General features: G+C 60.4%; 15 protein-coding genes. 6 read left to right on the forward strand and 9 right to left on the reverse strand.

The window, feature by feature from the left end; all coding sequences use genetic code 11:
* Positions 1–251: 251 nt before the first annotated feature.
* The gene (locus PR017_RS25415) at positions 252–971 is read right to left on the reverse strand and encodes a tellurite resistance TerB family protein (RefSeq protein WP_111221437.1); all 720 of its coding nucleotides are present in this window, start codon (positions 969–971) and stop codon (positions 252–254) included.
* A gap of 188 nt (positions 972–1,159) precedes the next feature.
* Here PR017_RS25415 and PR017_RS25420 point away from each other — a divergent pair, with 188 nt between their 5' ends.
* The 3 genes from PR017_RS25420 to PR017_RS25430 all read left to right on the forward strand — a co-directional run bounded on the left by PR017_RS25420 (position 1,160) and on the right by PR017_RS25430 (position 2,862).
* A complete protein-coding gene (locus PR017_RS25420) occupies positions 1,160–1,402 on the forward strand; it encodes a type II toxin-antitoxin system VapB family antitoxin (protein ID WP_111221436.1) in 243 nt (80 codons plus the stop codon).
* A 76-nt stretch (positions 1,403–1,478) separates the two neighbouring features.
* The gene (locus tag PR017_RS25425; RefSeq protein ID WP_240539070.1) at positions 1,479–1,808 is read left to right on the forward strand and encodes a type II toxin-antitoxin system VapC family toxin; all 330 of its coding nucleotides are present in this window, start codon (positions 1,479–1,481) and stop codon (positions 1,806–1,808) included.
* Positions 1,809–1,962: 154 nt separating this feature from the next.
* On the forward strand, positions 1,963–2,862 hold the full coding sequence (locus PR017_RS25430; RefSeq protein ID WP_111221435.1) for a bestrophin family protein: 900 nt from the start codon (positions 1,963–1,965) through the stop codon (positions 2,860–2,862).
* A gap of 18 nt (positions 2,863–2,880) precedes the next feature.
* Here the strand turns inward: PR017_RS25430 and PR017_RS25435 are convergent, their stop codons facing one another.
* The 3 genes from PR017_RS25435 to PR017_RS25445 form a co-directional block, all read right to left on the reverse strand.
* Positions 2,881–3,642 (reverse strand): amino acid ABC transporter ATP-binding protein, encoded by a 762-nt coding sequence (locus PR017_RS25435; protein WP_111221434.1) that lies wholly within the window; start codon positions 3,640–3,642, stop codon positions 2,881–2,883.
* The gene (locus tag PR017_RS25440) at positions 3,639–4,319 is read right to left on the reverse strand and encodes an amino acid ABC transporter permease (protein ID WP_111221433.1); all 681 of its coding nucleotides are present in this window, start codon (positions 4,317–4,319) and stop codon (positions 3,639–3,641) included. Before PR017_RS25440 ends, PR017_RS25435 begins: the two co-directional genes overlap by 4 nt.
* 102 nt (positions 4,320–4,421) lie before the next feature.
* Positions 4,422–5,195 (reverse strand): amino acid ABC transporter substrate-binding protein, encoded by a 774-nt coding sequence (locus tag PR017_RS25445; RefSeq protein WP_111221432.1) that lies wholly within the window; start codon positions 5,193–5,195, stop codon positions 4,422–4,424.
* Positions 5,196–5,606: 411 nt separating this feature from the next.
* Here PR017_RS25445 and PR017_RS25450 point away from each other — a divergent pair, with 411 nt between their 5' ends.
* Genes PR017_RS25450 through PR017_RS25460 form a run of 3 tightly spaced genes read left to right on the forward strand, consistent with a single transcriptional unit; the run spans position 5,607 to position 8,228 of the window.
* Complete coding sequence (locus PR017_RS25450; protein WP_161959360.1) at positions 5,607–6,404, forward strand: ABC transporter permease; 798 nt, start codon at positions 5,607–5,609, stop codon at positions 6,402–6,404.
* Positions 6,401–7,189 carry an ABC transporter ATP-binding protein gene (locus PR017_RS25455; RefSeq protein WP_111221431.1) on the forward strand — a complete coding sequence of 263 codons (789 nt, stop codon included), beginning with the start codon at positions 6,401–6,403 and terminating at the stop codon, positions 7,187–7,189. The genes PR017_RS25450 and PR017_RS25455 overlap by 4 nt, the downstream gene beginning before the upstream one ends.
* Before the next feature lie 19 nt (positions 7,190–7,208).
* On the forward strand, positions 7,209–8,228 hold the full coding sequence (locus PR017_RS25460; RefSeq protein WP_111221430.1) for an ABC transporter substrate-binding protein: 1,020 nt from the start codon (positions 7,209–7,211) through the stop codon (positions 8,226–8,228).
* Between the two features lie 234 nt (positions 8,229–8,462).
* Here the strand turns inward: PR017_RS25460 and PR017_RS25465 are convergent, their stop codons facing one another.
* The 5 genes from PR017_RS25465 to PR017_RS25485 form a co-directional block, all read right to left on the reverse strand.
* On the reverse strand, positions 8,463–9,377 hold the full coding sequence (locus PR017_RS25465) for an SMP-30/gluconolactonase/LRE family protein (protein WP_111221429.1): 915 nt from the start codon (positions 9,375–9,377) through the stop codon (positions 8,463–8,465).
* A gap of 15 nt (positions 9,378–9,392) precedes the next feature.
* Positions 9,393–10,343, reverse strand: a complete 951-nt coding sequence (locus PR017_RS25470; RefSeq protein ID WP_111221428.1) for an ABC transporter permease — start codon at positions 10,341–10,343, stop codon at positions 9,393–9,395.
* Positions 10,340–11,287, reverse strand: coding sequence for an ABC transporter permease (locus tag PR017_RS25475; RefSeq protein ID WP_111221427.1), 948 nt, complete (start codon positions 11,285–11,287; stop codon positions 10,340–10,342). The genes PR017_RS25470 and PR017_RS25475 overlap by 4 nt, the downstream gene beginning before the upstream one ends.
* Positions 11,284–12,750, reverse strand: coding sequence for a sugar ABC transporter ATP-binding protein (locus tag PR017_RS25480; protein WP_111221426.1), 1,467 nt, complete (start codon positions 12,748–12,750; stop codon positions 11,284–11,286). The genes PR017_RS25475 and PR017_RS25480 overlap by 4 nt, the downstream gene beginning before the upstream one ends.
* A 73-nt stretch (positions 12,751–12,823) precedes the next feature.
* Positions 12,824–13,840: an ABC transporter substrate-binding protein gene (locus tag PR017_RS25485; RefSeq protein WP_111221425.1), complete on the reverse strand. Its 1,017-nt coding sequence runs from the start codon at positions 13,838–13,840 to the stop codon at positions 12,824–12,826.
* Between the last annotated feature and the right edge of the window lie 168 nt (positions 13,841–14,008).

A 14,008-nucleotide genomic window follows, 5' to 3' on the forward strand; every position in this document is an offset into this window, starting at 1 on the left:
GAGTCTCGATGCTTAGCGTTGGTGGAACAATTTTAGACTTTTGGCAACCGAGGGGATGAGCAAAGCGTATGGCGTTTCTCAAACGTCGTTACCCCTATAGTCCGAAGGCTGGCCTGGAAATCGGCTGAAGATGCCGCTCGAGCGCCGCCTTGTACGCATTCCAGCGAATTTATAATGGAAATTCCGGCATGAAAGCGGCAGTCAGGGGCTGCCGCCGTCACCAAAGCGTGAATGCCAATTTCGCACGATTGTTATTGTGGGGCAGCGTTCTTCGTCTGCGCCACCATTGCCTCGATGTGATCGACGAGACCGTCGGCAAGGCCAAGGCGTCCTGCGAGAAGATCCAGATAGCCTCGCTCTGCGCGAGTATCCGGCTCGATCGTCAGCCTCGAGGCTGTGTAGAGTTCGACCTTCTGTTCCTCGCTGACGGCCGCTGCGATCAGGGCGTCGAGGTCAGTTGGCACGGTCAATTCTCGCTGGATGAAATTGGCAGCCTCGCCGGTCACGTCGGCCGCTGCAATCTTGTCCATGATCAGCGCCCGCTCGTCATCGTCTACATGGCCATCGGCCTTGGCAGCGGCAATCATTGCGCGGATAAGCACCAGCACGAACTCGTTGCTGTTGGCAGGCGAAGACGGTGCGAAGGGGGAATTATCCGGCGGCGGCAGCACGGCCTGTTGTCCCTGCGAGGAAACCTGTGGCGATGTTACAGGCGCAGAGCCCGACTGGTAATTCTTATAGGCCTGGTAGCCAAGCCCTGCGATGGCGGCAAGGCCGCCGACAGCAAGCGTATTTCCAGCGATGCTGCGCCCGGTCTTGGTGCCAAGCAACATGCCGAGGATCGCGCTTGTTGCCATCGGGTTTTCCCGGGCTTTGCCGATCGCATCTCCCGCCCGGTCCCGCACTGTCCCTCCGAGCCCGGGAACCTGCGACGTCAGGAACTGGTCGAGAAGTTTCTTCGCATCGAACATAGTCAACTGCCTCCTTGATGATGATTGATAGATAGGAGCAGTCCGCACGAATACAAATTCCGCCAAATCGGAACGCAACCGGATGGGAGGGTTGATGGCTCTATCAGCTGTCGTCAGGCGTGGCGGCGCATGGTATGTCGATAGGAAAATCTATATCTTCTGATGTGAGGATCTACAGGGAGATACCGATGGCCATCAACGTCAACAACCCGCAGGCCGATGCTCTGACCCGCAAGTTCGCAAGTGTCGCCGGTGTGAGCATCACGGATGCCATCGTCATCGCCATGAAGGAAGCGCTGGAGCGACGCCTTGATCTGGAGAGCACGGAAACGGCTGCGCGGCTGCGCGCCAAGCACGGCCTCGTCTTGTCCGCCCGGGGCAAGGAGCCTCTTCCCAGGTCGGTTTTTGACGAGATGTGGGACGGGAAATAATGTACGTTGACGCGTGCGCCATCATTGCTCTTGCATCTGACGAACCTGAAGCGAAGCGTGTCGGAGATGCCCTTTTTTGTCCGCAAAGACGCGGATCACATCCGCCGTCGCTGTCCTCGAAGCAGCAATGGCCTTGGCAAGGCCCGATAAGTTCGACCGGTCGATTGCTGACATCGAGCCATTCTTGATGGAATTCCTGGAGGCGCGCGGCATCGAATTATACGACCTGCCGCCCGGCAAGAGCGCCACGACCCTATCAACGATGGCGGCCGACAAATACGGTAGCGGTCGCAACGGACTAAACCCTGGCGATTGCCTCCATTATGCATGCGCCAAATATTACCAAGTGCCGATGCTCGCGACTCATGACGAGTTTCGTCACACCGATCTCCAGACAATTCCCTGACGCCATCGCGCGCTGTTCGACACGCGCGCGAGCAGCTCGGCGGCATTTCTCGCGCGGGCTGCAGTCAAAAAGCAGCCGTGTTTCATTCGCAAAATGCTGCAACGCACACTATCTGATTTGACGTCGCTTCGATTTTCACAACGGGAACCGCTGCATGGTTTTGCCCCAGTCAGCTCGTCTACACCGGATGCTCGGCTATATCGGCTGGCCTCTTGCCCTGCTCTTCCTCTGGGATATCGCCGTCACTCTGGCCTATGTCTATCTTCCCCACCCGTGGCTGGATCTGCCAGCGCTGCCGATGAGCCTGCTCGGATCGGCACTGGCCCTGTTTCTGGGTTTCCGGAACAACAACGCCTATAATCGCTGGTGGGAGGCGCGGACGCTTTGGGGGGCGATGGTGAACGCGTCGCGCTCCTACGGGCGAGAGGTGTTCCACCTGATCGACAAAAACGGTGAAAGCTTCGATCTGCGCCACGACCTCGTTCGACGCCAGATCGCCTATGTGAACGCGCTGCGCTGTCATCTGCGTCGGCAGCCGAACGAGGAGGAGATCCGAGCCTTCCTCTGCGACAACGAACTCGAGTCGTTGAAGGGGGTGACGAATGTGCCGAACGCAATCCTCAACGAGACTGCCGCGCTACTGGCCGAGGCACGCCAGCAAGGCTGGATCGATTCGATGCGCAGTATCCAGATCGAAAGCGTCATCGTCGACATGAGCAATGCCCAGGGCGGAATGGAGCGGATCAAGAATACCCCTCTGCCGCGTGAATATGGCTACTACCCGACGCTATTCGTGCACATTTTCTGCATTCTGCTGCCGATCGGTCTTGTCGATAGCCTGACGATCTACACACCGCTTGCATCGACCATCGTAGGTTTCATGCTGCTGGCCATGGATCGCATCGGCTCCGATCTGCAGGATCCGTTCGAAAACCGTGCCCACGACGTGCCCCTGACCTCGCTTTGCCGGACAATACAGATCGACCTCGAGCAGCTGGTCGGCGGAGGCAATGCCACGAAGCCGATCCGACCGGTCGGGAATGTCCTCTGGTAAACCGCCAGACCGCCGCGCTCAGATATCGTAGGTGTTGGCGGCATTGATGGTCGAGATGAACTGCCTGGTGCGGTCGCGCTGTGGCGCAGTGAACAGGAGCCTTGCATCGCCGGTCTCGACGACGCTGCCGGCCTCCAGAAACACCACGTTGTTGGCGATCTTCGACGCCAGCCGGAGGTCGTGCGTCGCCATCACCATGGTCGTCCCCTCAGACGCAAGCTTGCTCAGGACATCGACAACCTCGGCGGCAAGTTCCGGATCTAGCGCCGATGTCGGTTCGTCGCAAAGCAGGACGCGGGGCGACGGAGCGAGCGCCCGGGCGATTGCTATCCGCTGCTGCTGGCCGCCGGACAGGGTCGCGGGCCACGCATCTGCCTTGTGCTCCATACCGACCTTCTTCAGAAGATCCATAGCGCTGGCACGCGCTTTGTCACGTGGCCATTTCAGCACTGTGACCAGGCTTTCCATGACGTTTTCAATGGCAGTCTGATGCGGAAAGAGCTGGAAATTCTGGAAGACCATGCCGGTCTGGCGGCGGATTTTCTGGATCGCCTGCCAGCTGGTTTTTTTGCCCGGTGCGAAGGTCAGCGTCTCCCCGCCGAGGCGGATTGCGCCCGAGGTCGGGATTTCCAGCAGGTTGATGCACCGCAGCAGTGTGCTCTTGCCGCCGCCGGAAGGGCCGACTAGCGCAGTCACGCTGCCCTCCGGGATGGTGATATTGATATCCTTGAGGACGACTATGTCGCCGAAACGCTTCTCGATGTTGGTAAGCTCGATCATGCGTTGGCCTCCATCATGCCACCATACCGGGCGAAGCGTCGCTCCAGTCGCACTTGCAGCGTCGATAGGACCGAGCTCAGTGCAAGGTAGATCAGGGCAGCCTCGATATAGAGAATGAGCGGCTCGTAGGTGGTGGCGACGACACGCTGTGCGGCCTGGAACAGTTCCGGCACCGTGATCGCTGCGGCGAGCGACGTGTCTTTCACCAGCGAAATGAAGGTATTCGACAAGGGCGGGACCGCGACGCGGGCGGCCTGGGGCAGGATCGTCCGGATCATCGCCTGCCGCCAGCTCATGCCGATCGAATAGGCCGCCTCCCACTGTCCCTTCGGAACCGATGAAATGACGGCACGGATGATCTCGGAGCTGTAGGCGCCGATATTCAGCGTGAAGCCGATCAGGGCTGCCGGAAACGCATCGAGCAGGATCCCGACGCTCGGCAGGCCGTAGAAGATTACGAAGAGCTGCACCAGCAGTGGCGTCCCACGAATGATCCAGACGTAAAAGCGAGCGATCGCTGCCACAGGAGCCGGGCCGAACAGGCGCGCTATTGCCGTGACAAGTCCGAGAATAAGCCCAAAGGCAAAGGACATCAGGGTCAGCGGTATCGTAAAGATCAGCCCTGCCCAGAGCAGCGGCGCGAGCGAATCCGCCATCAATTGAAGCCAGTGCGGCAAGGGTATCTCCCTTAAAAAGCGATGCGCCCAGCGAAAGATCACTGAGCGCCCGTTCGTTCACTATCGCGGTTTTCAGAATTTGGAAACGGCTTTCGCCTTCCGCTACTTGGAGACGTCCTGGCCGAAGTACTTTTCGGAGATCGTCTTGTAGGTACCATCAGCCTTGATGTCGGCCAGCGCCTTGTTGATGGCAGCCAGCAACTCGGGCTCCTGCTTGCGGATGATGACGCCCGAATAGTTGGCGTCGGCCTCCTCTGCGACAACCTTCACAGGCGCATCCGGCTTGTGCTTCTTGAAGTCGAGGAAGGACAGGCTGTCATTGATCGTCGCATCGGCGCGGCGGGTGAGGACCAGCTGAATCGACTGGTCGAAGCCATCCGTGCCCACGAGCTCGGCACCGGATTGCTCGGCCAGCTTGCCATAGTTGCTCGTCAAAGACTGCGCTGCCTTCTTTCCCTTCAGATCGGCAAAGCCCTTGATGCTGTCGTCGTTGTCGCGGACGATGAGTGCGGCTTTCGATGCGATGTATGGGTCCGAGAAATCGTACTTCTGCTTGCGGGCATCAGTGATGCCTACTTCGTTGATGACGCTGTCATAGCGCTTGGCATCGAGGCCGGCGATCAGCCCATCCCACTTGCCTTCGACAAATTCGGCTTTGACACCCAGCTTGGCAGCGATCGCCTCGGCGATCTCGACATCGAAGCCGGCGAGCTTGCCGTTGGCATCATGAAAGGTGAAAGGCGCGTAGGTGCCTTCCGTCCCGACCTTGAAGACACCGGCGGATTTGATGGCAGCGAGGTTTTCGCTAGCATGGGCCGGCAACAGCAATGCTGCCTGAACGAGCGCGATGGCGGCGATGGATTTCAGCAGTGTCATGTCGGTACCGATCCGGTGTTGATGTTCGAGTGCGAAAGATCGCAGAAACTGTCTCTCAAATATGCACAGGAAACTGCGAAGGAAATGAGCAATTGCAAATAATTTTCTCAATTCCGCGTCATTCGGTGATGATCTGTCTCCAAGAGCCCGCGTCACCCTCCAGCGGCCCAGAGCGCGGGTGGTCCGAGCGCGCCAGTGGGCCCCGCTCCCTGCAGCCTATAGACACTTCCGGCACAGCGGCATCGACGTCTACGATACCGTTCGCGACGATTTGAAATTCCTGTTTACGTCCATGTATTTGCGATCTAATGCTTTATGCGTGTCATGCAAAGGCGCTACCAAGATCCAAGGCAGGGCCGCGAAGGGCCTGGACCCGATTTCAATCCAGTTTGTCACCCGTAGATAAGTTCAATGAACAACCTGCCTGCGCTGTTGCCGGTCATTCGTGCCATTGCAAGGAACTGGCCGGCCTTGGCGTTAATGACGGGTCTGCTCGTCGCCTGGGAACTCTATGCCCGCTATTCCGGCATCCGGCCGACGACCCTGCCTGCGCCGTCGCGGGTGTTCGAGCAGATCGTCGTCAACTGGCAGGCGCTTCTCGAAAATGCCATCCCGACCGTTGCGGCCACGTTTACCGGCTTCGGCTTCTCGCTGACCGTGGCGTTCCTGATGTCTGTCGTGGTCGATTTCTTCCAGCCGGCGCGCCGCGCGCTGGTGCCGGTCTTCATCGTCAGCCAGACGTTGCCGCTGGTCGCCATTGCGCCTCTGGTGGTGCTGTGGTTCGGCTTCGGGCTGCTGCCGAAAATACTGCTGGTGGCGCTCGTAACGTTCTTCCCGATGATGGTGGCCCTCGTGCAGGGCTATGAATCGACCGAGCGTGAGATGGAATGGCTGCTGTCCTCCATGGGTGCCTCCCGATGGCGGGTCTTCATTCTGGCGCGCCTGCCGTCGGCCATTCCCTACTTTTTTACCGGACTGCGCATTTCCATCACCTATGCGGTCGTCGGCGCCATCTTTGCGGAATATGCTGGCGCGGCAAAAGGGCTCGGCATCTACATGCTATCGGCGAAGAACAATTTCCGACCGGACCTGGTGCTGGCGGCGGTGACTGTCAGTTCTTGCCTGACACTATTGCTGTTCGGACTGGCGGTTGGCGCGGAGCGTCTCGCTACACCCTGGAATACGGATCGCAAGGACCGCCAGCCATGAGCCAACCGGCCCGCCTGTCGCTTGCCGGCATCCGCAAATCCTTCGGTCCGGTGGACGTGCTTGCGGACGTGACGCTGCATGTCGGGCACGGCGAGTTCGTGTCCATGCTTGGGCCTTCCGGCGCCGGCAAATCCACGCTGTTCCAGGTGCTGACCGGGGCCATTGCCGCCGATGCCGGCCATATCGTCTTCGATGGCGCGCCCTTGGAAAAGGCGAGCGACAAGTTCGCCTTCATGCCGCAGCGCGATGCCCTCATGCCGTGGCGCCGGATCATCGACAACGCGACGCTCGGGCTGGAGGTGCAGGGGCTATCGAAAAGGATGGCCCGTGCGCAGGTCGAGCCCTTGCTGGAAACCTTCGGGCTTGCGGGTTTCGAGCGGCACTACCCCAACCAGCTATCCGGCGGCATGCGACAGCGCGTCGCGCTACTGCGCACCGTCGTCCAGCAACGCAAGATGCTGCTGCTTGACGAACCCTTTGGCGCCCTCGACGCGCTGACGCGGATTTCCATGCAGCGTTGGCTCGAGCAGATGTGGGAGCACAACAGGTGGACCGCGCTGCTGATCACCCATGACATCAGGGAGGCGATTTTCCTCTCCGACCGGATCTACGTTCTCTCGGCTCGACCCGCCCGGGTGCTTGCTGAAATCGATGTCCCTCTACCGCGCCCCAGGACACTTGCGGACCTCGCCTCCCCCGCTGCCGCCCGTATCGAGGCGGCGCTGCTGGAGGCGCTGATCGGTCCGGAAAATCCGCCCGGTTTCCCACCCAATCCCATCACTTAATATCAAAGCAGGAGTTCCCATGCCCTCATTCACTCGCCGCAGCGCCTTCGGGCTCGCGCTGTCCGCTTTCTCTGCCCTCGCCTCGATTGGCCCTGCCGCGGCGGCGGATCTGAAAACCGTCAATATCGCGCTGGATTGGACGCCGAATACCAACCATGTCGGATTGTTCGTGGCCGAGCAGAAAGGCTATTTCCGGGATGCGGGCCTCGACGTCAAGATCCTGCCCTACACCGATACGGCGGCTGGTACGCTGGTCAGCAACCACATTGCAGATTTCGGCATCGCCGGCATCGGCTTCTATTCGCAGAGGGCTGCCGGAGCGGACCTCAAGGCAGTCTATGCGGTCGTCCAGAAAGAAACTGGTCGGTTGATCGTCGATGCCAAGCGCACCGACATCCAGTCGCCGAAAAATCTCGACGGCCTCACCTATGGCGGTTTCGGCAGTGCCTGGGAAAATGCGCTGATCACCGACATCATCAAGCACGATGGTGGCAAGGGTGATTTCAAAACGGTGACGCTGGGCACATCCGCCTATGAGGCGCTGGCCAACGGTTCCGTCGATTTCACCCTGGAAGTGGCCACCTGGGAAGGCGTCGAGGCCGAACTGCGCGGCGCCAAGCTCAAGGAATTCACGTACAGCGATTATGGCGTGCCTGACGAGTACACCACCTTCATCGTCTCCAGTGACGGCTACCTGAAGGCCAATGGCGACACCGCCAAGGCGTTTCTGGCCGCCGTCCAGAAGGGATATGCCTTTGCTGCAGATCATCCCGATAAAGCCGGAGACATTCTGATCGCCGCCAATCCGGACACGCTCACCAACCACGCCCTTGTGGCGCAGTCGATGAAGGTACTGGGCTCCGGCCATTACCTGCGCAGCGCCGATGGTGTCATCGGCAATATGGATCTCGCCAAGATCGATGCCTTTGGCCAGTATCTGGTGAAGGCCAAGATCCTCGTCGATGGCGACGGCAAGGTCCTGACCTCAGCGCCGGACTTTTCGACCTTCGTCACCAACGATTATCTTCCGAAGAAGTAAACGCCACGTCGCCAGCCGAGAGACGCCCGACACTCCGGCTGGCGCGGCTTCAGATCACGGCACAGGCCGTCTTTGTAGCCAGTATTTATCACGGCCCGGTACACCGTTGGGACGAGTTCGACCACGGTGACCAGATCCTCCAGACGTTCACGGCCGCCGCGTCGCGGGCAAACCTCTCGGCCATCTGGATCGACAAACTGACGGCCAGCCGGTCAGACGAGAGGACTTCCGGTGCTACGGGCGCTGCGCACCGTTGGTCGTGAGGTAGATGGCGTAGACCGACGTCGTCGCTGTTATGAAAAGGCGGTTGCGGCGTGGTCCGCCGAAGGTGAGGTTGGCAACGGTTTGCGGCACCTTGATCTTGCCGAGCAATATACCATCTGGCGAGAAGCAATGCACACCGTCCGCAGCACTGGACCAGAGGTTGCCCTGGTCATCGAACCGGATGCCATCCGGTATGCCTGCATCGATGTGGCAGAACACCTTCGGGTTCTGAAGGCTGCTGCCATCAACGACGTCGAAGACGCGGATGTGGCGCGGCGCTGACGGTTCGTGGCTGGCCCCGCTATCGGCAATATAGAGCTTCGTCTCGTCCGGTGAGAAGGCTAGCCCGTTCGGTTGCAGGAAGTCGCTGACAACGGCGGTGAGATCGCCGGTCTCTGGATCCAGCCGTAAGACATTGCGTTGGCCCTGTTCCGGGTCGGACTTGTAGCCCTCGTAGTCCGACAGGATTCCGTAGGTCGGGTCGGTGAACCAGATCGTCCCGTCCGAGCGGACGATCACATCGTTGGGCGAGTTCAGGCGCTTGCCTTCGAAGCTGTGGGCAAGAACGGTGATGCTGCCATCGACCTCCGTGCGGGTGACGCGGCGCGTGCCGTGCTCGCAGGAGATCAACCGGCCCTCCCGGTCGCGCGTATTTCCGTTGCTGAAGTTCGAGGCGTGCCGGAACACCGAGACGCCACCGTCAGGTATCCAGCGCATCATCCGCTGGTTCGGAATATCGCTCCACAGTAGATGTTGCGCATCGTCGAACCAGACCGGACCTTCCGCCCAGCGGCACCCGTTGTAGAGTTCTTCCAGCCGTGCGCTGCCGACAAACAGCGCCGTGAAGCGTGGGTCGTGAACTTCGAATGGGGATGTGTCGGGCATGAGGATATTCCGCGTTCAGTGATTGCGAAGACTGCGCCCACCGGCAACGACGATGACGCCGATGATGATGAGGCCGGTCATGACGAGGCGGATGCCGGCGCCAAAGCCGTAGGTGTTGAGCATGGAGACCACGAGAAACATGAACAGCGACGCGCCCCATATGCCGGCGACATTGCTGTCCCCGCCGGCAACCGCCGTCCCGCCAATGACGACGACGGCAATCGACATCAACAAATATTCCTGGCCCATGTTAAGCGCGGCACCGCCGGAGAAGCTCGCCAGCAAATATCCGCAGACGGCGGCCAGAACTGCGCACAGCACATAGGTTGTCAGGCGTACGCCATCGACGGGTATGCCCGCCATGCGCGCGGCATTGACGCTCTGGCCGATTGCCGCCGCCCAGCGCCCGTAGACGGTTCTTTGCAGCAGCACGTAAGCGAGGAGCGAAAGAACGAGCGCGAGGAGCGCGACGTTCGGCAGGCCCAGCGTCGTTTGCGTCGAAAAGCTTGCCAGCGCCTCCGGTGGCTTGATCCGCAGGCCGCGGTTCGTCCAGATGGCCGTTGACTGCACGATGAAGCTCATCGACAGGGTGGCGATGATTGGCGGTATCTTCAACAGCTTGATCAGAGCGTAATTGCCGAGCCCCACTGCCACTCCGACGGCGACAGCCACCAGCAGGCCCACGGCGATCAGCGAGTTTTCGCCAGCCATGAATTTCAGCGCGACTGTGCCGGACAGCGTCATCGTCGCCGGCACGCAGAGATCGATATTTCCCGGGCCGAGGGTGATGACGAACATCTGACCGACGCCGACCACGATCGAGAACGCGGCGAAGGTCAGCGCTGCCTGACTGAGACCCAATGTGCTGGCGCCGCCGGTAAACATGATGGTGACGAACCAGACGACAAATGCAGCGACAAACGACCAGATCCATGGCTTGCGCATGAGCGAAGTGAGGGTTGTCATGCGCGCTTCTCCCTTTTTTCCATGCGGTTGAGCAGCAGTCGCAGCCCGAGCACGACGATGAGGATCGCCCCCTGTGCGCCGATCTGCCAATCCGACGAAATGCGCAGGAACGACAGGAACGAGCCCGCAAGTGTCAGGGTCAGCGCGCCGATGACTGCACCGATGGGCGAAACGCGGCCGCCGACGAACTCGCCGCCGCCGAGGATGACGCCGGCAATCGATAACAGGGTGTAGCGCAACGCAATGTTGGCATCGGCCGACGTCGTCAGGCCGACAAGCGCAATTCCGGCCAGAATGGCGAAGAAGGCTGCCAGCGCATAGGTGGCTGCCCTTGCCGCCAAGATCGACCAGCCGGCGCGCTCGACAGAGCGTGCGTTGCCGCCGACGCCGCGCAGGATAACGCCGAACGAGGAGCGCATGATGAGAAAATGGGAAAACAGCGCGATGATGACACTGGCAACGATGGCCATCGGCACCAGCGGCGGCTTTGACGTCATCACCGCCCTCGCCCATTCCGGCGCATGGCCTCCCGGTGCCGGCAGCAGGAGGATGGCAAGCCCGCTCCAGACGAAGCTCATGCCGAGCGTGACGACGATGGATGGCAGGTCTCGGATGTGGATAAGCACGCCGAGGCCGGCATAGACGGCGATGGCGGCGAGCAGAATGACGATGCCCAGCGCCGGATCGGATTGCAGGAAGGTCGCCGTGACGCAGGCGATGAAGCTGACGAAGGAGCCCATGGAGAGATCGAGGTCGTTGACGGTCATGATCAGCATCTGGGCGATTGTCGCGAGTGCAATCGGAACCGCCAGATTGAACAGCAGGTTCAGGCCGATGTAGCTCATAGCACGCGGCTGCAAATAGAAGACCGAAATGAGCAGGATTGTCAGCGACAGGGCGGGAATGACGAGGCGGATGGTATCCGAAGACAGGCGAAGCTTCATGCCGCCACTCCTGTGAAGGACGCTGACAGAATGTTTTCCTCGGTGACCTCGGTGCCAACGAGTTCGCGGACGATGACGCCTTCGTTAAAAACGAAAACGCGGTCGCAAAGACTGACCTCTTCCATCTCCGTCGAATACCACACGAAGGTCCGTCCCTTGGCCGCTTCGGCCCTGATGATGGCGTAGACTTCCTGCTTGGTGCCGACATCGACACCGCGCATCGGATCGTCCATGAGCACGACGGGCGCAGTCGTTGCCAGCGCGCGGGCGAAAAGCACCTTCTGCTGGTTGCCGCCTGAGAGCGACAGAATGCGATTGTCCATGTCCTTGGTGCGGATCTCGATCCTTTCCTTCCACGACATGCCGAGCGCCTCTTCCTTAGCGTCTCGCAGCATTCCGCCCGGAGACAGGACGTTGAGATTGGCAATGGTGAGGTTCTTCAGAATGCTCCATAGCGGAAAGACACCGTTGAGAGCGCGGTCGCCGGCAACGAACGTCACCTCGGCATCGCGCCGCCGCATCCAGTTGCCGGTGCGCGCCAGATAAAGCTCGAGGAGGATATCCGTCTGTCCATGGCCCCCGAGCCCTGCCAGTCCGACGAGTTCGCCCGGGAACGCGCTGAACGGCAATCCCTTGCCTTTGCGCGGGGGAGCTGACAGCAGAGGCGGGGCTTGGTGTGCCAGAGCGCGCGCCGGCGCGGCGTCGCGTGCCTTCACGACACTGCCCATGACGGCCACCAGGCTGTGATGGTCGAATTCGGCGGACGGTTTCTCTGCGACGACCTTGCCATCCTTCATGACGATGATGCGGTCGGTTGCCGACAGGATTTCACCAAGGATATGGGAGATCAGTATGATCGAGCCGCCGTTCCTGACGAAGACACGCACATAGGCGAGCAATTGCGCCGCAAGGCTTGCGTCCAGTGACGAGGTGGGCTCATCGAGGATCACCAGCTTGACCGGAGTGGAGATCGTTGAGAAGGCCGTGGCGATCTCGACCATCTGCCGTTCGGCAATCGAGAGGTCGCCGATGGTTGCTTCCGGCTCGATGCCATGGCCGGGAAAGATCGCATCCAGCGACTGGCCGATGATGGCGGCAGCACGCCTGCGCCAGCCCCAGCCGGTCAGGCCCCGATGCATGACGCGGGTGTTCTCGATGACGGTCAGGTTGGGACAAAGCGACAATTCCTGGAAAACGCATCGCACACCATGGCTTCGCGCGGCAGCGATGCCATAGCGCTCGACCTTCTCGCCACCGCAACTGACGCTACCGGAATGCGGTGTCAGCCCGCCGTTGATGATGTTGACGATCGTCGATTTTCCAGCGCCGTTGTGACCGACGAGGCCGACGCACTCACCGGCAACAATGCGGATGGTTACGCCGTCCAGCGCCTTGACTGCGCCGAAATGCACCTTGGCGTCCGTCACCTCGACGACGGCCGGGCCTTGCGTTTTCACGTCCATGACTCAGATCTCCCTTTGAAGGACCGGCCGCCCGACGTCAATCGGGCGGCGCAATGCGGTGGGAGGATGGGGGTTACTTGCTGTCGGCGATGACTTTTTGCGTATCGGCCAGCGAGTACTCGACATTGGCAACACCGCCCGAGGGGGTGGTCGCAAGGTTAGCCTCGAGATTGTCCTGGTTGATTTTCAGGAACGGCACGACCAGGTCCTTCTTCACGGTCTTTCCGTCGAGGATCTGTTGCGCGACCCAGAAGGCCAGCGTCGAAACGCCGGGAGCGATGGACACCGACATGGTTTCATACTTGGTGGCGTCCTTCTGCTTTTTCCACCAGACGAGTTCATCTTGGCGATTGCCCATGACGATGGTCGGGATAGGACGTTTTGCCGCCTCGAAGGCCTGGGCTGCGCCATAACCGTCGCCACCCTGGGTCACCACGGCTGCCACTTCCGGCAGGCTCGGCAGGATGCCGGCAACGGCCTTCTGTGCAACATCCTGTGCCCAGTCGCCGTGAACGGAGCCGACGATCTTGAACTGCGGGAATTTGGCGACGCCCGCATGGATGCCAGCGGAGATTTCGTCGTCAACGGACACGCCGGCAAGGCCGCGGATCTCGAGCAAGTTGCCACCTGCGGGGATCTTCTTGGCGAGGTAGTCGACCTGGCTTTCGCCCATGCCCTTGAAGTCGACGGCGATGCGCCAGGCACAGGGTTCGGTCACGATGCCGTCGAACGAGACGACGACGATGCCGGCATCGCAGGCCTCCTTGATGGCGCCATTCAGCGCCGTCGGCGACGCCGCGTCGATGACGATGGCGTTGTAACCCTGAAGGATCATGTTCTGGATCTGGGCTGCCTGCTCGGTCGCCTGGTTTTCAGACGTGGTGAATGGGTCTGCGGCAGCGACGACGCCGGACTTGACGGCTTCGCCGGTGACCTTTTCCCAGCTGGTCAGCATGGCCTGGCGCCACGAGTTTCCGGCGTAGTTGTTGGACAGCGCAATCTTCTTGGCGGACGTGTCGGCCATGGCAGCTGCGGGCAATGCCACGCAAACAAGCGTTAACGACGTCAGAAGCAGATTTCTGAAATTCATTGTCTCTCTCCCTGTTGACCCGAAATCCCCTCCCGGGCGGATAGTTTGTGTCAAACGCCGAGTTCCTCCTCTCGACCCCTTCAGGATGTTATAGATTGGCGGGGTTGTATAGTAACAATGCGGCATTGCATTTGCGGCAATTCCTGTAATTGCTGCGGGATCCTGCAG

The organism is Rhizobium tumorigenes (genome assembly GCF_003240565.2).
Taxonomy (GTDB): Bacteria; Pseudomonadota; Alphaproteobacteria; order Rhizobiales; family Rhizobiaceae; genus Rhizobium; species Rhizobium tumorigenes.

Coding starts and splice junctions, on each gene's coding strand:
- PR017_RS25465 (WP_111221429.1), bottom strand. CDS start 9,377: ATGCCCGACACATCCCCATTCGAAGTTCACGACCCACGCTTCACGGCG.
- PR017_RS25480 (WP_111221426.1), bottom strand. CDS start 12,750: ATGGACGTGAAAACGCAAGGCCCGGCCGTCGTCGAGGTGACGGACGCC.
- PR017_RS25445 (WP_111221432.1), bottom strand. CDS start 5,195: ATGACACTGCTGAAATCCATCGCCGCCATCGCGCTCGTTCAGGCAGCA.
- PR017_RS25460 (WP_111221430.1), top strand. CDS start 7,209: ATGCCCTCATTCACTCGCCGCAGCGCCTTCGGGCTCGCGCTGTCCGCT.
- PR017_RS25415 (WP_111221437.1), bottom strand. CDS start 971: ATGTTCGATGCGAAGAAACTTCTCGACCAGTTCCTGACGTCGCAGGTT.
- PR017_RS25455 (WP_111221431.1), top strand. CDS start 6,401: ATGAGCCAACCGGCCCGCCTGTCGCTTGCCGGCATCCGCAAATCCTTC.
- PR017_RS25470 (WP_111221428.1), bottom strand. CDS start 10,343: ATGACAACCCTCACTTCGCTCATGCGCAAGCCATGGATCTGGTCGTTT.
- PR017_RS25485 (WP_111221425.1), bottom strand. CDS start 13,840: ATGAATTTCAGAAATCTGCTTCTGACGTCGTTAACGCTTGTTTGCGTG.
- PR017_RS25475 (WP_111221427.1), bottom strand. CDS start 11,287: ATGAAGCTTCGCCTGTCTTCGGATACCATCCGCCTCGTCATTCCCGCC.
- PR017_RS25435 (WP_111221434.1), bottom strand. CDS start 3,642: ATGATCGAGCTTACCAACATCGAGAAGCGTTTCGGCGACATAGTCGTC.
- PR017_RS25430 (WP_111221435.1), top strand. CDS start 1,963: ATGGTTTTGCCCCAGTCAGCTCGTCTACACCGGATGCTCGGCTATATC.
- PR017_RS25450 (WP_161959360.1), top strand. CDS start 5,607: ATGAACAACCTGCCTGCGCTGTTGCCGGTCATTCGTGCCATTGCAAGG.
- PR017_RS25420 (WP_111221436.1), top strand. CDS start 1,160: ATGGCCATCAACGTCAACAACCCGCAGGCCGATGCTCTGACCCGCAAG.